Below are 21,505 nucleotides of genomic sequence, written 5' to 3' on the forward strand. Positions count from 1 at the left end.
TAATCCCGCACCCCTCACGCCGGGAACCGCCGCCCCACCCACCGCCACGCGAACTCCAGCACCGCCGAGCCCGCCGCCGCGATCGCGACCGCCGTCCACGGCATCGTCACGCCGACCAGCTTGAGCGCGAAGAAGTCCTGCAGCCAGGGCACGACGAGGACGAGCAGGAAGGCGCCGCCCATGGCCGCGACCAGGGCGATGCGCCACCAGGTGTAGGGGCGGGCGATGATCGCGAGGACCCACATGGAGACCAGGAAGAGGGTGAGGGTCGCGGCGCTGGTCTCGGCGTCGAGCGCGCCGGGGCCCGTGTAGTGGTGCCGGGCCAGGAGGTACGTGGCGAAGGTGGCCGCCGCCGCGATGACGCCGGCCGGGATCGCGTACCGCATCACCCGCCGGACGAAGTGCGGTTTGGCCCGCTCCTTGTTGGGCGCGAGGGCCAGGAAGAAGGCGGGGACGCCGATGGTGAGGGTGGACAGCAGGGTCAGATGGCGGGGCAGGAAGGGGTACTCGACCTGGCTGACCACGACCAGGATCGCGAGCAGCACTGAGTAGACCGTCTTCGTCAGGAAGAGGGTCGCCACCCGGGTGATGTTGCCGATCACCCGGCGCCCCTCGCCGACCACCGACGGCAGCGTCGAGAAGGAGTTGTTGAGCAGCACGATCTGGGCGACGGCCCGGGTCGCCTCGGAGCCGGAGCCCATGGACACGCCGATGTCGGCGTCCTTGAGGGCGAGGACGTCGTTGACGCCGTCGCCCGTCATCGCGACCGTGTGCCCGCGCGACTGGAGCGCCGCGACCATGTCGCGCTTCTGCTGCGGGGTGACCCGCCCGAAGACGGTGCCCTCGTCGAGGGCCTTCGCCATCTCGTCCCGTTCGGTCGGAAGCGTGCGCGCGTCCACGGTGTTCTCGGCGCCGGGCAGGCCGAGCTTGCCGGCGACGGCGCCGACCGAGACCGCGTTGTCGCCGGAGATGACCTTGGCGGTGACGTTCTGGTCGGCGAAGTACGCGAGGGTGTCGGCGGCGTCCGGCCGCAGCCGCTGCTCCAGGACGACGAGCGCGGACGCCCGCGCGTCCTTCGCCACGTCCGGCGAGTCGAGCTCGTGGACGGTACGGGCCAGCAGCAGCACCCGCAGGCCCTGCTCGTTCAGCCGGTCGACCTCCGTGAGGGACGCGTCGCCGGCCGGGAGGAGCACGTCGGGTGCGCCGAGCAGCCAGGTCGAGTTCTCGCCGTCGCCCTCGCTGAACGCCGCCCCGCTGTACTTGCGCGCCGACGAGAACGGCAGCGACTCCGTACACCGCCAGTCCACCGAGTCCGGATAGGCGTCGACGATGGCCTGGAGGGAGGCGTTGGGCCGCGGGTCGGACTCGCCGAGCGCGCCGAGCACCTTCCGTACGTACGCCTCCTCCGAACCGTTCAGCATGCGCAGCTCGGTGACGTCCATGCCGCCCTCGGTGAGCGTGCCGGTCTTGTCGAGGCAGACGACGTCGACCCGGGCGAGGCCCTCGATGGCGGGCAGCTCCTGCACCAGGCACTGTTTGCGGCCGAGCCGGATCACACCGATCGCGAAGGCGACGGAGGTGAGCAGGACCAGGCCCTCGGGGATCATCGGGACGATGCCGCCGACGGTGCGGGCCACGGACTCCTTGAAGTCGTTGTCCTTGACGACGAGCTGGCTGATGACGAGCCCGAGCGCGGTCGGGATCATCATCCACGTCACGTACTTGAGGATCGTGGAGATGCCGGTGCGCAGCTCGGAGTGGACGAGGGTGAAGCGGGACGCCTCCTCGGCGAGCTGCGCGGCGTAGGCCTCGCGGCCGACCTTGGTGGCGGTGAAGGCGCCGCCGCCGGCGACGACGAAGGAGCCGGACATCATCCGGTCGCCGGGCTTCTTCACGACGGGGTCGGCCTCGCCGGTGAGCAGCGACTCGTCGATCTCCAGGCTGTCGGCCTCGGCGACCTCGCCGTCGACGACGACCTTGTCGCCCGGACCGAGCTCGATGAGATCGCCGAGGACGATCTCGGAGGTGGAGATCTCGGCGGCGGCGCCGTCGCGCCGGACCGTCGGCTTGGCCTCGCCGATGACGGCGAGCCCGTCGAGGGTCTTCTTGGCGCGCAGTTCCTGGACGATGCCGATGCCGGTGTTGGCGATGATCACGAAGCCGAAGAGGCTGTCCTGGATCGGCGCGACGAAGAGCATGATCACCCACAGCACGCCGATGATCGCGTTGAAGCGGGTGAAGACGTTGGCGCGGACGATGTCGGTGGTGGAGCGGGAGCTCCGTACGGGTACGTCGTTGACCTCGCCGCGGGCCACCCGCTCGGCGACCTGAGCGGCGGTCAGGCCCTGTGGGCGGTGGACGACGACGGCGGCCGCCGAAGCGTCCGCCGTCATGGCTGCCAGGACCTCGGCTCCGCCGCCGTCGGTGTCGATCTTCGCCCGCTGCGTCATGTTTTCGACGGTACGACCGGATGCGGCCGCTCACCCGCCGAGAAGTCCGAAGATCAGACCGGGGGAGGACCGGAAGGGGTCCCAGGTATGACGCGGACCCCGGGGTCTCTCGGGGTTACGCGTCGGGGTCGGCCGCGCCCTCCGCTGTCCGCTGCGCCGCGTGCCGCTTGATCGCCGCGTCCCGCTTCCGTACGTACCAGATGCCGATCAGGCCGAGGCCGGCGCCGGCCAGGCAGGTCCACACCCACGAGGTCAGGTCCCGGTCGGCGAACCAGCCGTAGAACGGGATCTGGACGAGGAACAGGACGAACCAGAGGATCGTGCCGCCCGTGATGGTGGCGACGACGGGCCCCTCCAGGGGCTCGGGTGCCTCGTGCTTCGGTGTCCACTTCGCCATGGGAGGCAGTCTAGGCGCCGGAATCAGGGGTCTACGCGCGGAGATGGACTCCCCCTCGTTCATGTGTTCATACTGAAACGGTTTGCCTCTGGCGGGTTCCCTTCGTATGAACCGCCAAATTTGACCATACGAGGACAACCCATGAGCAGCACGGCCACCGCCACGGCCACCTCCCCGGAGCCTTCCGCGCCGCAGCAGCAGCGGCCCGCTTCCGGTCTCGACCGCTACTTCAGGATCTCCGAGCGCGGCTCCACCGTCGCCCGCGAGGTCCGCGGCGGTTTCGCCACCTTCTTCGCGATGGCCTACATCATCGTGCTGAACCCGATCATCCTCGGCAGCGCCAAGGACATGTACGGGCACCAGCTCGACAGCGGCCAGCTGGTGACCGCGACCGTCGTGACGGCCGCCTTCACGACGCTCCTCATGGGCGTCATCGGCAACGTGCCGATCGCGCTCGCCGCCGGCCTCGGCGTGAACACCGTCGTCGCGCTCCAGCTCGCGCCGAAGATGTCCTGGCCGGACGCCATGGGCATGGTGGTCCTGGCCGGCATCGTCGTGATGCTCCTGGTCGCCACCGGTCTGCGCGAGCGCGTGATGAACGCGGTCCCGGTCGGCCTGCGCAAGGCCATCGCGATCGGCATCGGCCTCTTCATCATGCTGATCGGCCTGGTCGACTCGGGCTTCGTCTCCCGGATCCCGGACGCCGCCCACACCACCGTCCCGCTGCAGCTCGGCGGCGACGGGCACCTCATGGGCTGGCCGGTGCTCGTCTTCATCCTGGGCACCCTGCTCACCCTCGCGCTGATCGTCCGCAAGGTGCCGGGCGCCATCCTCATCTCGATCGTCGTGATGACGCTGCTCGCGGTGGTCGTCAACGCCGTCGCCGACATCCCCTCCTGGGGCCTGACCACCCCGGAGTGGCCCGGCAACCCGGTCGCCAGCCCCGACTTCGGCCTCTTCGGGCAGTTCAGCCTGTTCGGCGGCTTCCACAAGGTCGGCGTCCTGACCGGCGTCCTCTTCGTCTTCACCGTGCTGCTGTCCTGCTTCTTCGACGCCATGGGCACGATCCTCGGCGTCGGCGACGAGGCCAAGCTGATGGACAAGGACGGCAACTTCCCGGGCATCAACAAGGTCCTGCTCGTCGACGGCCTCGCGGTCGCCTCCGGCGGTGCCACCTCGTCCTCCGCCACCACCTGCTTCGTGGAGTCCACGGCCGGTGTCGGCGAGGGCGCCCGGACGGGCCTCGCCTCGGTGGTGACGGGCGCGCTGTTCTCGGTCGCGCTGTTCCTCACGCCGCTCGCCACGATGGTGCCCTCGCAGGCGGCGACCCCCGCCCTGCTGGCGGTGGGCTTCCTGATCCTGGCCGGGTCGGTCAAGGAGATCGACTGGAGCGACTACACCATCGCGATGCCGGCCTTCCTGGCGATGGTGATGATGCCGTTCACGTACTCGATCACCAACGGCATCGGCATCGGCTTCATCAGCTTCAGCCTGCTGCGGCTCGTGGCCGGCCGGGGCCGCGAGGTCCCGGTGGCGATGTACGTCGTGTCGGCGGTCTTCGTCTTCTACTACGCGATGCCGGCGCTGGGCCTGACCTGATCGCGGGGCGCGTCGGAGGCCCCGTAGAACTTCTCCGTCTCGTCGACGGCGGTCTTGAACCGTTCGTCGAAGTCTTCGCGAATGAGCGTCCGGACGACATAGTCCTGGACGCTCATTCCGCGTTTGGCGGCGTGTCCGCGGAGCCGTTCGAGCAGCTCTCCGTCGATGCGCAGGCTGAGCACGGTCGAATCCATGCCCGTCAGGTTCGCGCCATGGAAGGCCCTCCCGCGTCACTTTCCGGATCGGTCTCACTCATTTGGGTGACAGATTGCGACGGAAGGTTTTCGATTGGTCTTTAGAGAGAGTAATGAGTTACGCTAAGGACATGCCTGACCTGTCCCATGGCACCGCCGACGATGCCGCAGCCGTGAGTGCGCTCCGCAGCGCCGTCATGCGACTCGGCCGACGCCTCAAGCACCAGCGCGTCGACGAATCGCTGAGCCCCACCGAGATGTCGGTGCTCGGCACCCTGTCGCTCTGCGGCTCGGCCACCCCCGGTGAGCTGGCCCGCAAGGAGCACGTCCAGCCGCCGTCGATGACCCGCATCGTCGCGCTGCTCGAGGCCAAGGGCCTGGTCAAGCTGGAGCCGCACCCCGACGACCGCCGGCAGAAGGTGGTCAGCCAGACCGAGCAGGCCGAGGCCATGCTCGCGGAGTCCCGCCGCAAGCGGAACGCCTGGCTGGCCTCCCTCGCCGAGGGTCTGGACGAGGACGAGTGGGCGAAGCTGCGCGCCGCCGCTCCGGTCCTGGAGAAGCTCGCGCACCTGTAGAACGCACACCTGTGGAACGCACAGGACGAACCCGAGGCGCCAAGGAGGCGACGCACTTTGAGCACGGGACCCGGAGCAGACTCCGCACCCGTCCATAAACCCACCACCGACCCCCGCCAGGGCAAGGGGACCTTCTCCTCGCTCAGGATCCGGAACTACCGGCTGTTCTTCACCGGAGCGATCGTCTCCAACACCGGTACGTGGATGGCCCGGATCACCCAGGACTGGCTGGTCCTGAGCCTCACCGGCTCCGCCGCCGCCGTCGGCATCACGACGGCCCTCCAGTTCCTGCCGATGCTGCTCTTCGGTCTGTACGGCGGTGTCATCGCCGACCGCCTCCCGAAGCGACAGCTGCTCCTGGTCAGCCAGGCCGCGCTCGGCCTGTGCGGACTGACCCTCGCCGTACTGACCCTGACCGGACACGTCCAGGTCTGGCACGTCTATCTGATCGCCTTCCTGCTCGGCATGGTCACCGTCGTCGACAACCCGACCCGGCAGTCCTTCGTCTCCGAGCTGGTCGGCCCGCGGCAGCTGCGCAACGCGGTCTCGCTGAACTCGGCGAACTTCCAGTCCGCCCGCCTGATCGGCCCCGCCGTCGCCGGCGTCATGATCGCCTCGATCGGCAGCGGCTGGGCCTTCCTGATCAACGGCCTGTCCTTCCTCGCGCCGATCGGCGCGCTCCTGCTGATGCGGCCGAGCGAGCTGCACAAGGTCGAGCGCGCACCGCGCGGCAAGGGCCAGCTGCGTGAGGGACTCCGTTACGTCGCCGGGCGGCCCGACCTGATCTGGCCGATCGTCCTGGTCGGCTTCATCGGCACCTTCGGCTTCAACTTCCCGATCTGGCTGACCGCCTTCTCGGAGGGCATCTTCCACGTCGGCGCCGGCGCGTACGGCTTCCTCAACACGCTCATGGCGGCCGGCTCCCTGGTGGGCGCCCTGCTCGCGGCCCGGCGCGCCTCGACCCGGCTGCGGATGCTGGTGATCGCGGCGGGCGTCTTCGGCGCCCTGGAGATCGCGGCGGCGCTCTCGCCGTCCTTCTGGCTGTTCGCGCTGCTGCTCGTGCCGATCGGCATGATCGGCCTGACGGTCAACATCAGCGCCAACTCGGCGGTCCAGATGGCGACGGACCCGGTCATGCGGGGCCGGGTGATGAGCCTCTACATGATGGTCTTCGCCGGCGGCACCCCGATCGGCGCCCCGCTGCTCGGCTGGGTCACCGACACCTTCGGCCCCCGCATCGGCTTCGCCACCGGCGGCCTCGTCTCCCTCCTCGCCGCGGCCACCATCGGCCTGATCCTGGCCCGCGTCGGCGGCCTGAAGCTCTCGATGCGCTGGCACCATGGCCACCCCAGCGTCCGCTTCGTCCCGGACGAGCGCCGGGCACGGCTGGCGACGGCGGCGTAGCGGTTCCGTTGCGGGCATTCGTCCCGCTGGGCGGTGCCCCGTGCCACCTCCATTGTGGGCATACGTTCCGCAGGGGCGGAACGGGTGGGCACAACGGACGGCGCCCCTTGCCGGGCCTAGGCTCCCGCGCCTGTGCCCGCACCCCTGGGGCGCCGCGCTCCCGGTGCGGGTCCAGGCGCAGGTGCCGAACGCGCCCGCAAGGGCGCCGTCCCGTGTGCCCACCCGTCCCGCCCTGCGGGACGAATGCCCACACGGGGTGGGGCGCCGGGCAGCGGTGCCGTCCGCCGCTGAGAACTCCGAGCTCGACCACCGGATCCGCACCGCTCTCCTGCCCCGCGCCGCAGAGCTCGACGCGCACCTCGCCGGGCTGCACTCCGACGCCCGGGCCGCGATCTCCACGGCGGCCCGAGGGATCCTGAAGCGAGGGAATCTGACCGCGGAGCAGTTCGAGGTGCTCGTGACCCCGTTCGTCGAGGTCGGGGTCGACGTTCCGGCGCATCAGGGTCGCGGCTGACAGGGGGAGCGCCGCCCAGGGCCCCTGAGTCCGTGGGCGCGGCCTCGGTGCTCTCCCCGAGACGACAGGCCACCGGGACAGACGGCTCTGGGGGCCGTCAGACCCGCCGCTCCAGCACCTGGCCCGGCCAGTCGCCGACCGTGAAAGCCTCGGTGCGGGTGAAGCCCTGGCGTTCGTAGTAGCGGACGAGGCGGCCCTCGCTGCCCGCGAAGCAGTCCACGCGCAGCAGGGAGACACCGGCGCGGCGGGTCTCGTCGGCGGCGTGGGCGAGGAGGGCGGCGCCGACGCCGTGGCCGTGGCGCCGGCCGTCGGTCGCAAGGTAGCGCACGTACTGCTCCGGCTCGTCCGCGCGGGCCACGTACGCGCCCGGGTGCGGGGTGAGGGTGAGGGTCCCGACGGGGACGCCGTCGATCTCCGCGATCCACGGGGTGCCCTCGGTCACCACCCGCTCGACCGCCTCCACGGTCTTCGGCCGGGCGCTGAACGGCTCGGTGCCCCATTGGGCGGTGATGCCCCGCGCGTTGAGCCAGACCACCGCGCTGTCGAATATCGCCAGCATCGCGGGCACGTCCGCCGGCCCGCCCCGCCTGATCCTGATCATGGTGTCCATCCGCCCGAGGCTAGTGCCTGTCACACTCGCCCCATGAGGCTTTTCACCGCCGTCATCCCTCCGCCCGCGCAGCTCGCCGAGCTCGCCCACGAGGTCGACCGGCTGGCCGAGCTGCCCGGCGCCGACCGGCTGCGCTGGGCCTCGCGGCCCGGCTGGCACTTCACGCTCGCGTTCATGGGCCAGGTCGACGAGGAACTGCTCCCGGACCTGCGCGCCCGCCTCGGCCGGGCCGCCCACCGCACCGCGCCCTTCCCGCTGCGGCTGCACGGGGGCGGCCACTTCGGGCGGGCGGTGCTGTGGACCGGCGCGGCGGGCGGCCTGGACGAGCTGCGGCTGCTCGCCGAGCGGGCCGACGCCGCCGCGCGCCGCGCCGGCGTCCCGATGGACGAGCACCGTGCGTACCACCCGCACCTCACCGTCGCCCGCTCCCGCGCGAACGACACCGACCTGCGGCCCTTCGTCGCCGGCCTCGAGAACTTCGAGGGCGCCCGCTGGGAGGTCACCGAGCTGTGCCTGGTCCGCAGCCACCTTCCCGGCGGCGGTCCGGCGGGGAAGCAGCCGCGGTACGAGACGATCGCCACGTGGCCCCTGGGCGGAGCGGCCGAGCGGGGGCGTTAACCTCGATGGGTGGACCCGAAAACCCGTAACCGGATCATGGCCGGCGTGCTCGTCCTGATGTTCGCGATCATCGCGGTGGCGTCGTTGGTGGGCGGCCAGTAGCCCGCACCCGGCGCCCGCCACCCGATGCGTCGGCCCCCGCTCCGGCCCTTGCTTCGAGTGGACTCCAGGCAGTTGGCTTGATCCCCATGGAGTACACGCAGCTCGGACGCACGGGACTCAAGGTCGGCCGACTCGTCCTGGGGACGATGAACTTCGGACCGCAGACGGACAAGTCCACCAGTCACGCGATCATGGACGCCGCGCTCGACGCGGGCGTCAACCTCTTCGACACGGCGAACGTCTACGGCCAGACCGCCGGCAAGGGCCGCACCGAGGAGATCATCGGCTCCTGGTTCGCCAAGGACCCGGCGCACCGCGACAAGGTGGTGCTCGCCACCAAGGTGTACGGGAACATGGCCGAGGGCGCCGGCCCGGTCTGGCCCAACCACGACAGGCTGTCGGCCGTGAACATCCGGCGGGCCGTCGAGGCCAGCCTCAAGCGGCTCCGCACGGACCGCATCGACGTCTACCAGTTCCACCACATCGACCGGCACACCCCCTTCGACGAGATCTGGCAGGCCGTCGACACCCTGATCCAGCAGGGCAAGATCCTCTACGCCGGCTCCTCCAACTTCCCCGGCTACAAGATCGCCCAGGCGAACGAGGCCGCCGCCCGGCGCGGGATGGTCGGCCTGGTCAGCGAGCAGTGCCACTACAACCTCTACGAGCGGCGCGCCGAGATGGAGGTGATCCCGGCGGCCCAGGAGTACGGGCTCGGCGTCATCCCGTGGTCGCCGCTGGCCGGCGGGCTGCTCGGCGGGGTCATCCGCAAGCAGGCCGAGGGCGGGCGCCGGGCCGGCGGCCGGACCGCGGAGCGGCTCGCCGACCCGGTGGAGCGGGCCCGCATCCAGGCGTACGAGGACCTGCTCGCCAAGCACGGCCTGGACCCGGCCGAGACGGCGCTCGCCTGGCTGCTCACCCGCCCGGGGGTGACGGGCCCGATCGTCGGCCCGCGGACGCCCGAACAGCTGGCGGGCGCGCTGCGCGCGCTCGAACTGAAGCTGAGCGAGGAGGTCCTCACCGGCCTCGACGAGATCTTCCCGGGCCCCGGCCCGGCGCCGGAGGCCTTCGCCTGGTGAGCGCCGTCTGACAGTGGCTCACACCCCGCCGAGCCAGCTGGTCGCGTCCAGGCGGAACGCGGTCTCGGCGGGGACGACCGCCCGCAGCGCGTCCTCCAGGTCGCGCACCCGGTCGGCGCCGAGGCGGGCGGCCCAGTCGGCGCGCAGCTCGTCGAAGACGGCGGCCGAGCGGGCGAGCGCGTCGATCCCGTACGGGGTGAGGCGGACGAGTTTGCGGCGGGCGTCGCCCGGGTCGTCGGCGCGCTCGGCGTAGCCGAGGGCGAGCAGCCGGTCGACGGTCTTGCCGGCCGCCTGCTTGGAGACCCCGAGCCGCCGTCCGATGTCGCTGGCGGTCGCCCCGTACGGGCCGGCGGCGATGGCCTGGAGGGCGAAGCCGTGCGCCGGGCGCATCTCGGGGTGACCCTGCCGGGCCAGTTCGGTGTGCAGGCGGTCGATGAGGGTCCGGAAGCCGGCGAAGAGGAGCAGGGGCAGCTCGAAGCCGGGGGTGTCGTCCTGCCTTTCGGGAATCCCCTTGCGGCGATCGACAACCTGGTTTACGTTCTCCTCATCGGCATGGTCAACCATGTTGTCCATCGTAGCGCCACCCGCCCATCGCCACTCGCCAGGGGGACCGCCATGACACTCGACGCTCTCGACCTTCCCACCCGTATCCAGCGCGCCGCCGCGACGCTCAAGGAGACCTCCCCGCACACCCTCGAAGGCTTCCTCAAGCTCAACGAGATCTTCGAGTCGACCACCCTCGACCCGCACGCCCGCGAGACCGTCATCCTCGCCGTCGCCGCCCGCAACCAGTGCCACCTGTGCGTCGACATGCACGAGGCCAAGCTCGCCGCCCTCGGCCCGGCGCCCGCGCCCGAACGACTCGACGCCGTACGCCGGTTCACCCTCCAGGTGCTCGCCTCCTCGGGCGCCGTCTCCGACGCCGAACTCGACGCCTTCCTCGCCCACGGCTACACCCGGCAGAACGCGCTCGAAGTCGTCCTCGGCATCGGCACCTACACGGTCTCCACCTTCGCCAACCGCCTCGTCCGCGTCGCATGAACAGCGCCAGGATCAACGTCGGTTCAGGCTCGCCGCTCGAACCCGAGATCGGCTTCTCCCGGGCCGTCCGCAAGGGCGCCCATGTCGCCGTCGCCGGCACCGCGCCCATCGCGGACGGCGGCGGCACCGCCGGGGTCGGCGACGTGTACGCGCAGACCGTCCGCTGCCTCGACATCGCCGAGGCGGCCCTGGCGGAGGCCGGGGCCTCGCTCGACGACGTCGTGCGCACCCGGGTCATGCTCACCGACGTGACCCGGTGGAAGGAGGCGGCCCGCGCCCACGGCGAACGCTTCGCGTCCGTCCGGCCGGTGACCACCTTCGTCGAGGTCTCCCGCTTCATCGACCCCGAGTGGCTCGTCGAGATCGAGGTCGACGCGATGGTCGACGCGGTGGTGGAACCCTAGAACCGATAGGGGCCGCCCACGCCCCAAGCCTGGTGCAGGGCGTTCGCGAAGGCCGCGGCCAGTTTGTGCTCGCCCGTCGGGCCCGGGTGGGTGCCGTCGTAGGTGTCCGCGTGGATGTCGTACGACTCCGGGATCGTCCCGAGCAGCAGCGGCGAGGCCGCCGAGTCCAGGTCCGCGACCGTCTTCGCGAGCAGCTCGTTGAAGCGGACGCACTCGGCGGCGAACGGCGCGTCGTACTCGGCCCGCACGTTCGGGATGACCGGCAGCATGACCGCCCGGACGTGCGGGTTCGCCGCGCGCGCGGCGGCCAGGAAGGCGCGGACGTTGTCCGCCGTCTGGTCGCTGTTGGTGTAGAAGCCCAGGTCGATCAGGCCGAGCGAGATCAGCAGCACATCGGCGCGGGTCGCCGCCACCGTCTCCCCGATCAGCGGCGCCATGTGCAGCCAGCCCTCGCCCCAGCCGGCCAGATGGCGGCGGGCGGCGGCCGGGAAGGCCGGGTCGGCGTAGGCGTCGGAGGTCGCGGCGTCGTCGGCCGGCTCGTACAACGCGGTGCGCGGGCCGGTGATCTCGTATCCGTCGGGACCGGGTCCGGGCAGCACGGATTCGAGGTGCTGCCACATCCGGTACCGCCAGGTGAAGTCGCCGGCGCGTCCGATGGTCATGCTGTCGCCGACGAACAGAAAACGCATGGCGCACATTCTCGCGGAGGCCGGTCACGACCGGCGTCGACCGGCGACGTGATCCCGGACACCGCGCAAGGCCTCAGCCGGTCCAGCCCCGGGCGTTCTTCTGCCACTGCGCGAGCAGGGCGGGGGAGCCGGCCGGGGCCGGCTGCGACGGGCACACGTCGAAGTGACAGATCCGGCAGGTGTCGGAGGGCTGGGCGCGGCCGAGGTCGACGGCCGTGCTGTCACCCGCCCGGCGTGGCCATGCCGGCCAGTACGTCTCCCACGCGTACGGGGTCACTCACGCAAACCGTCCAGAAGGGTAGTTCTCCGTATCGGGCACAGTGAACCCGGCGCGGAACCGTCAGATCCGGCAAACGGGTAAAGATCCACCGAACGAGTGCGCAAGCCCCCTCCGGGCGGCCCGTGGCAGGCTTGGGGTCATGCGATCACTGCTCGGCGTCTCCGGGGCCGCCGCCCTCGTCCTCGCCCTCGGCCTGCCCCTGGCTGCCGCCGGTCCGGCCGCGGCGGCGGACGCCGACCAGGACTTCGTCATCGAGGACCCCAGGATCACCGAGTCCAGCGGCCTCGCCGCGAGCCGCGCCCACCCCGGGATCTACTGGACGCACAACGACCAGGACGCGCCCCTGATCTACGGCATCGACTCCCGTACGGGAAAGACCGTCGCGACCCTCACCATGAAGGGCGTCGGCACCCCCCGCGACATGGAGGCGATCTCCGTCGGCCCGGACGGGAACATCTACGTCGGCGACATCGGCGACAACCTCGACGGCTCGTGGAACCACGTCTGGATCTACCGCTTCCCCGAGCCGAAGGAGCTGGGGGACCAGACGGTCAAGGCCACCCAGTACGACGTGAAGTACGCCGACGGGGCGCGCAACGCCGAGGCGCTGATGGTCCATCCGAAGACCGGCCGGGTCTACATCGCCAGCAAGAACGAGGACGGCGGCGGCCTCTACGCCGGCCCCGAACGTCTCGACCCGACCCGGACGAACGTCTTCAAGCGCATCGGGGAGGTCCCCTGGGTGACCGACGGCGCCTTCTCGCCGGACGGCACCCGACTCGTCCTACGCGGCTATCTCCTCGCCAAGGAGTACGCGTGGAAGGACGGGCGCCTCGCCGACGACGGCACCTCCGTCGGCGCCCCCTTCCAGGGCCAGGCGGAATCGGTCACGTACACCCCGGACGGCTCGGCCTTCCTGTTCGGCTCGGAGGGGAAGCAGAGCCGGGTGGTGCGGGTGGAGCGCGGCGGGGGGCAGCCCACCGGCCCGACCAGTCCCGGGGACTCCAAGAAGCCCGGTGGCGGCACCGGTTCGGCTGCCACCGGAACGGACGGCGAACAGGGGAACTTCACGGTCGGCGTGATCGTGCTCGGCCTCGCGACCGTCGTCGTGGTCGGCCTGAAGCGCCTGTTCCGCAAGGGCTGACCCCTAGGTGACGTACGAGGGCCCCGCACCGGAAACGCCCGGTGCGGGGCCCTCGTACACGGCGTACGTGCAAGAACTGCTGTTACAGCTGGCCGATCACGTAGTCGATGCACGCCGTCAGCGCGCGCACGTCCGCCGGGTCGACCGCCGGGAACATCGCGATGCGCAGCTGGTTGCGGCCCAGCTTGCGGTACGGCTCGGTGTCCACGATGCCGTTGGCGCGCAGCGCCTTGGCGATCGCGGCCGCGTCGATCTCGTCCGCGAAGTCGATCGTGCCGATGACCTGCGAGCGCTTCGCCGGGTCCGTGACGAACGGGGTCGCGTACTTGGACTCCTCGGCCCAGCCGTACAGCGCGTCCGAGGACTCCTTCGTGCGGGACACGGCCCAGTCGAGACCGCCCTGGCCGTTGATCCACTTCAGCTGCTCGTTGAGCAGGAAGAGGGTCGCGAGCGCCGGGGTGTTGTACGTCTGGTTCTTCAGCGAGTTGTCGATCGCCGTCGGCAGCGAGAAGAACTCCGGGATGTGCCGGCCCGACTCGTGGATCTTCTTCGCGCGCTCCAGGGCGGCCGGCGAGAAGGCCGCGAGCCACAGGCCGCCGTCGGCGGCGAAGGACTTCTGCGGGGCGAAGTAGTAGACGTCGGTCTCGGTGATGTCGACCGGCAGACCGCCGGCGCCCGAGGTCGCGTCCACGAGGACGAGCGCGCCCTCGTCGGCGCCCGCGACCCGCTTCAGCGGGGTGGCGACACCGGTGGAGGTCTCGTTGTGGGTGAAGGCGTAGACGTCGACGCCGGCCTCGGCCACCGCCTCCGGGTGGGTGCCCGGGTCGGCGGAGATCACGGTCGGCTCGGCCAGCCACGGGGCCAGCTTCGCGGCCTTCGCGAACTTGGACGAGAACTCGCCGAAGGTGAGGTGCTGCGACTTGTTCTCGATGAGACCGTGCGTCGCGATGTCCCAGAAGGCGGTGGAGCCGCCGTTGCCCAGGATCACCTCGTAGCCCTCGGGCAGCGAGAAGAGGTCACGGATCCCGGCACGCACCTCGCCGACCAGGTTCTTGACCGGAGCCTGGCGGTGGGAGGTACCGAGGAGAGAGGTGCCGGTGGCGGCCAGGGCGTCCAGCGCCTCCGTACGCACCTTGGAGGGGCCCGCGCCGAAACGGCCATCGGCGGGCTTCATGTCAGCGGGAATCTGGATATCGGCCACGAGGCGGAGCGTATCGGTTCGGGGCGGCCGGGGCAGACGCATGTCCGCCGGATGAGACGAAGGCTGAGACACTGGGTAGTCGTGGGATCACACGAAGCACGTGAAGCACGCGGAGGGGCGGGACACGGCGCGGCCGGGGACCTCGCGGCGGCGCTCCGCGCAGCCGTCGCCGGCGGTGCGGCCGGTGACGTGGACTTCTCCGCCACCGCCCGCGCCCTGACCACCATGGACGCCTCCAACTACCGGCGGGTCCCGCTCGGTGTGGTCGCCCCGCGCGACGCCGACGACGTGGCCGCCGCGCTCGCCGTCTGCCGTGAGTACGGGGTGCCGGTCGTCGCCCGCGGCGGCGGGACCTCGATCGGTGGACAGGCCACCGGAACGGGTGTCGTGTTCGATTTCACCCGCCATATGGACGACGTCGTGTCCCTCGACCCGGAGGCCCGGACCGCCGTCGTCCGGCCCGGACTCGTCCTCGACCGTCTGCGGGCGGCGGCCCGCCCCTACGGGCTGACCTTCGGCCCCGACCCGTCCACGCACTCCCGCTGCACCCTCGGCGGCATGATCGGCAACAACGCGTGCGGCGCGCACTCCGTCGCCTGGGGCACGACGGCCGACAACGTCCGCGCGCTCGACGTCCTCACCTACGACGGGCGGCGGCTGCGCCTCGGGCAGGACGGGCAGGATGGGCAGGATGGGCAGGGCGCGCCGGCCGGGCTGCGGGAGCTGGTCGCGCGGAACCTGGCGCTGCTGCGGACCGGCTATCCGGCGGGCCTGCCGCGCCGCATCTCCGGTTACGCGCTCGACGCGCTGCTGCCCGAGCGCGGTGTCGACGTGGCCCGCTCCTTCTGCGGCAGCGAGGGCACGCTGGGGGTGGTGACGGAGGCGGAGGTGCGGCTGGTGCCGCTGCCCGCCGAGCCGGTGCTCGTCGTCCTCGGGTACGCCGACGAGAGCGCGGCCGCCGACGCGGCGGCGGGCCTTCTGCCGTACCGCCCGCTGACCGTGGAGGGCATGGCCGCCGATCTCGTGCGCGGCGCCTCCGGGCTTCCGAAGGGCGCGGCCTGGCTGTTCTGCGAGGTCGACGGGTCGGGCGCGGCCCGGGAGCTGGCGCGGGCGGCGGACGCCCTGGACGCGGTCGTGGTCACGGACCCGGCCGGGCAGCGGGCGCTGTGGCGGATCCGCGAGGACGCGGCGGGCACGGCGACCAGGCTGCCCGGGGGCGGGGACGCCTGGCCGGGATGGGAGGACTGTGCGGTGCCGCCGGCCCGGCTCGGCGCGTATCTGCGCGAGTTCCGGGGCCTCCTTGCCGAATTCGGCCTCCGGGGGATCCCGTACGGGCACTTCGGCGACGGCTGCGTGCACGTACGGATCGACTTCGACCTGTGGGACGGGAAGGACAAGGGGGTACGGGACTTCCGGCGCTTCTCGGAGGCGGTGGCCGATCTCGTGGTCGCCCACGGCGGCTCGCTCTCCGGCGAGCACGGGGACGGCAAGGCGCGGGCGGAGCTGCTGCCGAAGATGTACGGGGAGGAGCTCGTCGCGCTCTTCGGCGAGGTCAAGGACCTGTGGGACCCGGACGGCGGTCTGAACCCGGGGATGCTCGTGCGGCCCGAGCCGCTGGACTCCGGGCTGCGGTTCGAGGGGTTGCCGGTGGCGGGCTCGGCTGCGGGCCTCGGGCGGGCCGCCGCCCGGTGTGTCGGGGTGGCCAAGTGCCGGGTGGGGGCGCCGAGTTCGGGGTCGGGGCCGGGTGCGGACGTGATGTGTCCCTCGTACCGGGTGACCGGGGAGGAGCAGCACTCCACCCGGGGCCGGGCGCGGCTCCTGCACGAGATGGCGCTCGGCGAGGTGATCACCGACGGCTGGCGCTCGGCGGAGGTCATGGGGGCCCTCGACCTGTGCCTGTCCTGCAAGGGCTGCCGCAGCGACTGCCCGGTGGGCGTCGACATGGCCGCGTACAAGGCGGAGTTCCTGGACCGGCACTACGCGGGCCCCGGCGGGCTGCTCCGCCGGCCGCGCTCGCACTGGACGATGGGGCGGCTGCCGGGCTGGCTGGCGCACTTCGGGCGGGGCCTGAACACGGCGATGCGGCTGCCGTTCGCGGCGCGGCTCGCGGGGGTGACGCCGGAGCGGGCGCTGCCGAGGGTGGCGGAGCGCTCCTTCGCGTACTGGTTCGCCCAGCGCGCCTCGAACCGCGCGCCGTCGCTCACTCTGTGGCCGGACACCTTCACCAACTTCCTGGCGCCGCAGGTCGGCGAGGCGGCCGTCCGGGTCCTGGAGGACGCCGGGCTCGGGGTGGAGCTGCCGCCGGGGCGGGTCTGCTGCGGCCTCACGTATGTGTCGACGGGGCAGCTGGGGGCGGCCCGGAAGGTGATGCGGCGGACGCTCGACGTGATGGCGGCGGGGGAGGGGGCTTCAGGGGGTGCGAGCCGGCCGGTGGCGGTCCTCGAACCGTCCTGCGCGGCGACCCTGCGCACCGAGCTGCCCGAGCTGCTGCCGGACGACCCGCGCGCCGCCCGACTGGCCGCCTCCGTACGGACCTTCGCGGAGGCCCTGGAGGAGCTGGCGCCCGACTGGGTCCCGCCCCGCGCGGACCAGCCGGTCACCGGCCAGACCCACTGTCACCAGCACGCGGTCCTGGGCGACGCGGCCGAGCGGAGGCTGCGCGAACGGGCGGGCTTGGAGGGGGAGTTGGCGGGCGGCTGCTGCGGATTGGCCGGCAACTTCGGTTTCGAGCCGGGCCATTACGAGGTGTCGGTGGCCTGCGCCGAGGACCGGCTGCTGCCGGCCCTGCGGTCCGCGCCCGCCGACGCGGTCGTCCTGGCGGACGGTTTCTCCTGCCGAACGCAGATGGCGCACCTGGCACCGGAGTACCACGTGCGCCATCTGGCGGAGGTTCTTGCGGAGGAGCTGGACCGGTGAAGGCCATGGAGGCCTACCGGGCGTCCCCGTCGAACTTGGCCGTCGACCAGAAGTAGCCGAGGACCGCGAGGCCGACGCACCAGCCGACGGCGAGCCAGCCGTTGTGGCCGATCTCGGTGCCGAGGAGCAGTCCGCGCAGGGTCTCGATGGCGGGGGTGAAGGGCTGGTACTCGGCGATCGGCTGGAACCAGCCCGGCATCGCGTCGACCGGGACGAAGGTGCTGGAGATCAGTGGCAGGAAGATCAGCGGCATCGCGTTGTTGCTTGCGGCCTCCGCGTTGGGGCTGATCAGGCCCATGCCGACGGCGATCCAGGTGAGCGCCGTGGCGAAGAGCACGAGCAGACCGAACGCGGCCAGCCACTCGACCGGGCTCGCGTCGTGGGAGCGGAAGCCGATGGCCACGCCGACGGCGCCGACCAGGACCACGCTGACCACCGACTGGAGCACGCTGCCGACCACGTGCCCGACGAGGACCGAGCCGCGGTGGATCGCCATGGTGCGGAAGCGGGCGATGATGCCCTCGCTCATGTCGTTGGCGACGGAGACCGCGGTGCCGATCGTCGTACTGCCGATGGTCATCAGGAGCAGACCGGGCACGAGGTAGGCGATGTAGGCGGCGCGGTCGGCGCCTCCGTCGCCGATGCCCGCGCTCATGGTGTCGCCGAAGATGTAGACGAACAGCAGGAGCAGCATGATCGGCGTGAGCAGCAAGTTCAGCGTGAGGGACGGGTAGCGGCGGGCGTGCAGGAGGTTGCGCCGCAGCATGGTGGAGCAGTCGCGCGCGGCGAGGGACAGGGTGCTGCTCGTGCTCATCGGGCGTTCTCCTTGTTCGGGGCGTCGGTCTGGGCGTCGGTCGGGGCGTCGGTCTGGGCGGGGATGCCGTTGCTCGTGGCGCTTCCGCCGGTGAGGGCGAAGAAGACGTCGTCGAGGTCGGGGGTGTGCACGGTGAGTTCGTCGGCCTCGATGCCGGCGGCGTTCAACTGACCGAGCAGGGCGTGCAGTTCGCGCTGGGTGCCGTCGCTGGCGATCTGGAGGGTGAGGGACTCGTCGTCGCGCGCCGCCCGGGGCAGGGCGGTGACGGCGTTCCCGTACGCGCCCGGGTCGGTGAAGCGGAGCCGTACGTGCCCGCCGGGGACGATCCGCTTGAGCTCCTCGGCCGTCCCCTCGGCGACGATCCTGCCGCCGTGGAGCACGGCGATCCGGTCGGCGAGTTCGTCGGCCTCCTCCAGGTACTGGGTGGTGAGGAAGACGGTGACGCCGTCGGAGACCAGTTCCCTGATGATCTGCCACATGTTGTGCCGGGAACGCGGGTCGAGTCCGGTGGTCGGCTCGTCGAGGAAGATGATCCGCGGGCTGCCGACCAGGGTCATGGCGATGTCGAGACGGCGCTTCATGCCGCCGGAGTAGGTGGAGGCCGGCTTCTTCGCGGCCTCCGTGAGGTCGAAGCGGGCGAGCAGGTCGGCGGTGACCTGCCGTCCCTCCCGCTTGGAGAGGTGGTGCAGGTCCGCCATGAGGAGCATGTTCTCCTCGCCGGTGATCAGCCCGTCGACGGCCGAGAACTGCCCGGTGACGCCGATCGCGGCCCGTACGGACTGCGGGGCGGTGGCGAGGTCGTGCCCCCCGACCCGGATCGGGCCGCCGGCGGGGTCGGGGGACACGAGCGTGGAGAGGATCTTGACGGCCGTGGTCTTGCCGGCGCCGTTGGGGCCGAGCAGGGAGAAGATGGTGCCTTCCGGGACGGCGAGGTCGACCCCGTCGAGGACGGTCTTGTCGCCGTAGGACTTGCGCAGCCCGTTCGCCGCGATGGCCAGGTCGGTCATGCTGGGTACTCCTTCGGGGTCCGATGTCAGAGGCTGCGGTCAGAGGCTGCGGGCGGTGATGTCGCCGTAGCTGGTGGTGGCGCGGACGGTCAGCGCGGAGCCGGAACCGTCGCTGTTCTTCAGGGAGTTGTGGATCCGGCCGTACGAGGTGCCGGCGTCCAGCGAGGCGGAGACGCCGCGGGCGGCGCCGACGGTGATGTCGCCCTTGCTGGTGGTCAGGGAGACGGTGCCCTGGACGGCCTCGGCGATGTGGAGGGCGCCCATCTGGGTGCTGATCTCGGCGTCGCCGCCGAGGCGGCCGACGGTGATGTCGCCGGCCTGGAGGGCGATCCGCGCGCTCGCGGCCTCGTCGAGCTTGACCGGGCCCTGCGCGGCCTCGCAGACGACGTCGCCGAGGCGGCCGACACCGCGCAGGTCGAGGGCGGCGCCCTTGGCGTCGACGCGGGAGCCGGCCGGCACCTGGACGGTGACCTCGATCGAGCCGGACGGGCCAAACATCTGGTTCTTGCCCTCGGGGGCGGTGATACGCAGGACGCCGTCCGCGAAGGTGACCTCGGTCTGCTCGGCGGCCTTCACGTCGCGGCTCTTGCCGGCGCTCTCGGGGCGGACCTCGACGGTGGCGTCGGAGCGGTCGGCGGCGATGAGGCGGACGTGGCCGGCGGGGACGTCGAGGACGACGGAGACGGCGGTGGTGGTGGCGAACTTCTGCATGGTGAGCTCCTGGTCTGGTGGGGTGCCGGTTCTTGTTTCCGACATCGAGAAAGCTACGTTGCGTTCATGGTTGTGGCAACAAGGAAGATGCGCTGAATCCCAGTAATTGCAGGCCAGATGGGTGAAATCATTGCAACGATGCTGACGTCTAATGCAACGTCAGGGGGCGGGTGCGTTGCAATGAGTTGAGCGCGAACGCTAAGGTGGGGGCATTACGCGGACTCAGCGGAAGACCGGAAGACCGGAAGACGGAAGAAGGAGGGCGCGATGCCCGGCGGCAGGCTCACCCCGCAGGAACGGCAGCAGATCGCCCTGGGACTGGCCGACGGCCTCGCCTACGCGGAGATCGCCCGGCGCCTCGACCGCCCCACCTCGACCGTCACCCGCGAGGTCATGCGCAACGGCGGCCCCACCGCCTACCGCGCCGACGCCGCCCAGCGCGCCACCGGCCACCGCGCCCAGCGCCGCCACCAGCCGACCGCGCCGCGCGATCCGCAGGCCGCGACCGCGCCCGAGCAGCCGTACGGGCGCGACGCGGCGGAGGTGCGCGCGTACGAGGAGACCTTCACCGGCGTCCTCATGTCCTCGGGCATGAACCGCATGTCGGCCCAGGTGCTCGGCCGGCTGATGCTCAGCGACGCGGAGGGCGTCACCGCCGCCGAACTCGTCCAGCACCTCGGGGTCAGCCCGGCCTCCGTCTCCAAGGCCGTCGCCTTCCTGGAGGAGCAGGGCCTGGTGCGGCGGGAGCGCGACGAACGGCGCCGCGACCGCTACTTCGTGGACTCCGACGTCTGGTACGAGTCGACGATGGCCAGCGCCCGCGCCAACACCCGGCTCGCCGAGACCGCGCGGGAGGGCGTCGGCGTCTTCGGGGCGGGCACCCCGGCGGCCGTGCGCCTGGAGAACGTCGCGCGGTTCCTCGACTTTATCTCCGAGACCATCACGCGCGCGGCGGAGCAGGCGCGGGACATCCTGCACGTGCAGCCGCCGACGAGCACCCAGGAGGGCGAGGGGAACTGACTCGGGGCAGAGGGTCAGGACTCGGGCGGAGGGTCAGGAAGACGTGGCCGCCCGCGCCTCCTGCCGGCGCACCATCTCGCCGATCCAGACCGGCGCGTAGGGGGAGGTGCAGCCGGGGGAGGTCGGGTAGTCCTTGAGCACTTCGAGCCGCTCGCCGATGGCGAGGGCGCGCGCCCGCAGCTGGGCATGCTCGATGCCGATCTGCGCGAGGGTGGTGTTCATCGCCCACTGGAGCCGGTCCGGGGCGTCCTTCATCTCCCCCTCGATGACGTCGAGCAGCCCGGGCAGATCGAGCCCGGCCGGCTTCTTCACCACCCGCTCGGCGGTCAGCGCCCACCCGGCGCTCGCCACCACCGGGTCCGGATCGGCCGACCACGCGACGCGCAGCTCCTCGGCGTACGGGCTCTTCTTCACCACGTACCCGACGAGCCAGTCCTGCACCTTCGGCGTACGGGCCGAGCGCAGCATCCCGTCCAGCTCGTCCCGCCCGAACTCCTTCGGCCGGCAGACCAGCAGCGCGAGCAGCCGCGCGGCGCTGTCACCCGTGGCCCACAGCTCCCGCGCCAGCTCCTGCTGCGTCTTCAGCCGCTTGGCCAACGCCCGCAGCTTCCCGAGGTTCACCCCGTGATCGTCCCCGTGCCGCTCGTTCACGGCGCGCACCTTGGGCTCCTCCAGGCCGGCCAGCTCGGCCATCACCTCGTCCACCGTCACGCCGACCTCCTCGTGTCACAGCCGT

Annotated in this window: 23 protein-coding genes; 11 read left to right on the top strand and 12 right to left on the bottom strand. The window is 71.6% G+C overall.

Annotation, left to right across the window (positions count from 1 at the left end):
* Positions 1–14: 14 nt before the first annotated feature.
* Both KV205_RS10105 and KV205_RS10110 read right to left on the bottom strand, forming a co-directional pair.
* A complete protein-coding gene (locus tag KV205_RS10105; RefSeq protein WP_374214658.1) occupies positions 15–2,393 on the bottom strand; it encodes an HAD-IC family P-type ATPase in 2,379 nt (792 codons plus the stop codon).
* A gap of 172 nt (positions 2,394–2,565) precedes the next feature.
* A complete protein-coding gene (locus KV205_RS10110) occupies positions 2,566–2,847 on the bottom strand; it encodes a DUF2530 domain-containing protein (RefSeq protein ID WP_265863796.1) in 282 nt (93 codons plus the stop codon).
* A 141-nt stretch (positions 2,848–2,988) separates the two neighbouring features.
* On the opposite strand from KV205_RS10110, the gene KV205_RS10115 reads away from it, so the two are divergent.
* Positions 2,989–4,446, top strand: coding sequence for an NCS2 family permease (locus KV205_RS10115; protein ID WP_265863797.1), 1,458 nt, complete (start codon positions 2,989–2,991; stop codon positions 4,444–4,446).
* On the opposite strand, the gene KV205_RS10120 is transcribed toward KV205_RS10115, so the two are convergent.
* The gene (locus tag KV205_RS10120) at positions 4,416–4,640 is read right to left on the bottom strand and encodes a ribbon-helix-helix protein, CopG family (RefSeq protein ID WP_265863798.1); all 225 of its coding nucleotides are present in this window, start codon (positions 4,638–4,640) and stop codon (positions 4,416–4,418) included. The genes KV205_RS10115 and KV205_RS10120 overlap by 31 nt on opposite strands.
* A 131-nt stretch (positions 4,641–4,771) precedes the next feature.
* Between KV205_RS10120 and KV205_RS10125 the strand changes: the two genes are divergently transcribed.
* The 3 genes from KV205_RS10125 to KV205_RS10135 all read left to right on the top strand — a co-directional run bounded on the left by KV205_RS10125 (position 4,772) and on the right by KV205_RS10135 (position 7,133).
* Positions 4,772–5,215 carry a MarR family winged helix-turn-helix transcriptional regulator gene (locus tag KV205_RS10125; protein WP_265863799.1) on the top strand — a complete coding sequence of 148 codons (444 nt, stop codon included), beginning with the start codon at positions 4,772–4,774 and terminating at the stop codon, positions 5,213–5,215.
* A gap of 57 nt (positions 5,216–5,272) precedes the next feature.
* On the top strand, positions 5,273–6,619 hold the full coding sequence (locus KV205_RS10130) for an MFS transporter (RefSeq protein ID WP_265863800.1): 1,347 nt from the start codon (positions 5,273–5,275) through the stop codon (positions 6,617–6,619).
* Between the two features lie 274 nt (positions 6,620–6,893).
* Positions 6,894–7,133 carry a hypothetical protein gene (locus tag KV205_RS10135; RefSeq protein WP_265863801.1) on the top strand — a complete coding sequence of 80 codons (240 nt, stop codon included), beginning with the start codon at positions 6,894–6,896 and terminating at the stop codon, positions 7,131–7,133.
* A gap of 97 nt (positions 7,134–7,230) precedes the next feature.
* Here KV205_RS10135 and KV205_RS10140 read toward each other — a convergent pair whose 3' ends face one another.
* Positions 7,231–7,743, bottom strand: coding sequence for a GNAT family N-acetyltransferase (locus KV205_RS10140; RefSeq protein ID WP_265863802.1), 513 nt, complete (start codon positions 7,741–7,743; stop codon positions 7,231–7,233).
* A 33-nt stretch (positions 7,744–7,776) separates the two neighbouring features.
* Here KV205_RS10140 and thpR point away from each other — a divergent pair, with 33 nt between their 5' ends.
* Together thpR and KV205_RS10150 are read left to right on the top strand one after the other, a co-directional pair.
* The gene (gene thpR / locus KV205_RS10145; RefSeq protein WP_265863803.1) at positions 7,777–8,361 is read left to right on the top strand and encodes an RNA 2',3'-cyclic phosphodiesterase; all 585 of its coding nucleotides are present in this window, start codon (positions 7,777–7,779) and stop codon (positions 8,359–8,361) included.
* Positions 8,362–8,549: 188 nt separating this feature from the next.
* Positions 8,550–9,542 carry an aldo/keto reductase gene (locus tag KV205_RS10150; protein ID WP_265863804.1) on the top strand — a complete coding sequence of 331 codons (993 nt, stop codon included), beginning with the start codon at positions 8,550–8,552 and terminating at the stop codon, positions 9,540–9,542.
* An 18-nt stretch (positions 9,543–9,560) separates the two neighbouring features.
* Here the strand turns inward: KV205_RS10150 and KV205_RS10155 are convergent, their stop codons facing one another.
* Positions 9,561–10,115, bottom strand: a complete 555-nt coding sequence (locus KV205_RS10155; RefSeq protein ID WP_265863805.1) for a MarR family winged helix-turn-helix transcriptional regulator — start codon at positions 10,113–10,115, stop codon at positions 9,561–9,563.
* Positions 10,116–10,157: 42 nt separating this feature from the next.
* On the opposite strand from KV205_RS10155, the gene KV205_RS10160 reads away from it, so the two are divergent.
* Positions 10,158–10,583: a carboxymuconolactone decarboxylase family protein gene (locus KV205_RS10160; RefSeq protein ID WP_265863806.1), complete on the top strand. Its 426-nt coding sequence runs from the start codon at positions 10,158–10,160 to the stop codon at positions 10,581–10,583.
* A complete protein-coding gene (locus KV205_RS10165) occupies positions 10,580–10,987 on the top strand; it encodes a RidA family protein (RefSeq protein ID WP_265863807.1) in 408 nt (135 codons plus the stop codon). Before KV205_RS10160 ends, KV205_RS10165 begins: the two co-directional genes overlap by 4 nt.
* Here the strand turns inward: KV205_RS10165 and KV205_RS10170 are convergent.
* A complete protein-coding gene (locus KV205_RS10170; protein WP_265863808.1) occupies positions 10,984–11,676 on the bottom strand; it encodes a GDSL-type esterase/lipase family protein in 693 nt (230 codons plus the stop codon). The genes KV205_RS10165 and KV205_RS10170 overlap by 4 nt on opposite strands.
* A 73-nt stretch (positions 11,677–11,749) precedes the next feature.
* Entirely contained in the window at positions 11,750–11,953 is a 204-nt protein-coding gene (locus KV205_RS10175) for a hypothetical protein (protein WP_265863809.1), read from the bottom strand.
* Between the two features lie 142 nt (positions 11,954–12,095).
* Between KV205_RS10175 and KV205_RS10180 the strand changes: the two genes are divergently transcribed.
* The gene (locus KV205_RS10180; RefSeq protein ID WP_265863810.1) at positions 12,096–13,100 is read left to right on the top strand and encodes a WD40 repeat domain-containing protein; all 1,005 of its coding nucleotides are present in this window, start codon (positions 12,096–12,098) and stop codon (positions 13,098–13,100) included.
* A gap of 82 nt (positions 13,101–13,182) precedes the next feature.
* Here the strand turns inward: KV205_RS10180 and serC are convergent, their stop codons facing one another.
* Complete coding sequence (gene serC / locus KV205_RS10185) at positions 13,183–14,301, bottom strand: phosphoserine transaminase (protein ID WP_265863811.1); 1,119 nt, start codon at positions 14,299–14,301, stop codon at positions 13,183–13,185.
* Positions 14,302–14,352: 51 nt separating this feature from the next.
* On the opposite strand from serC, the gene KV205_RS10190 reads away from it, so the two are divergent.
* Complete coding sequence (locus KV205_RS10190; RefSeq protein WP_265863812.1) at positions 14,353–17,217, top strand: FAD-binding and (Fe-S)-binding domain-containing protein; 2,865 nt, start codon at positions 14,353–14,355, stop codon at positions 17,215–17,217.
* Positions 17,218–17,230: 13 nt separating this feature from the next.
* Here KV205_RS10190 and KV205_RS10195 read toward each other — a convergent pair whose 3' ends face one another.
* From KV205_RS10195 to KV205_RS10205, 3 genes are read right to left on the bottom strand one after another with little or no spacing between them, the layout of a single operon-like run.
* On the bottom strand, positions 17,231–18,031 hold the full coding sequence (locus KV205_RS10195) for an ABC transporter permease (RefSeq protein ID WP_265863813.1): 801 nt from the start codon (positions 18,029–18,031) through the stop codon (positions 17,231–17,233).
* Positions 18,028–19,038 carry an ATP-binding cassette domain-containing protein gene (locus KV205_RS10200; RefSeq protein ID WP_265863814.1) on the bottom strand — a complete coding sequence of 337 codons (1,011 nt, stop codon included), beginning with the start codon at positions 19,036–19,038 and terminating at the stop codon, positions 18,028–18,030. The genes KV205_RS10195 and KV205_RS10200 overlap by 4 nt, the downstream gene beginning before the upstream one ends.
* A gap of 39 nt (positions 19,039–19,077) precedes the next feature.
* The gene (locus KV205_RS10205) at positions 19,078–19,749 is read right to left on the bottom strand and encodes a DUF4097 family beta strand repeat-containing protein (protein WP_265863815.1); all 672 of its coding nucleotides are present in this window, start codon (positions 19,747–19,749) and stop codon (positions 19,078–19,080) included.
* Positions 19,750–20,016: 267 nt separating this feature from the next.
* Between KV205_RS10205 and KV205_RS10210 the strand changes: the two genes are divergently transcribed.
* Positions 20,017–20,769 (top strand): helix-turn-helix domain-containing protein, encoded by a 753-nt coding sequence (locus tag KV205_RS10210; protein WP_265863816.1) that lies wholly within the window; start codon positions 20,017–20,019, stop codon positions 20,767–20,769.
* Positions 20,770–20,802: 33 nt separating this feature from the next.
* Here the strand turns inward: KV205_RS10210 and KV205_RS10215 are convergent, their stop codons facing one another.
* Entirely contained in the window at positions 20,803–21,462 is a 660-nt protein-coding gene (locus KV205_RS10215; protein ID WP_265864064.1) for a DNA alkylation repair protein, read from the bottom strand.
* Between the last annotated feature and the right edge of the window lie 43 nt (positions 21,463–21,505).

Source organism: Streptomyces sp. SKN60 (assembly GCF_026236535.1).
GTDB lineage: Bacteria > Actinomycetota > Actinomycetes > Streptomycetales > Streptomycetaceae > Streptomyces.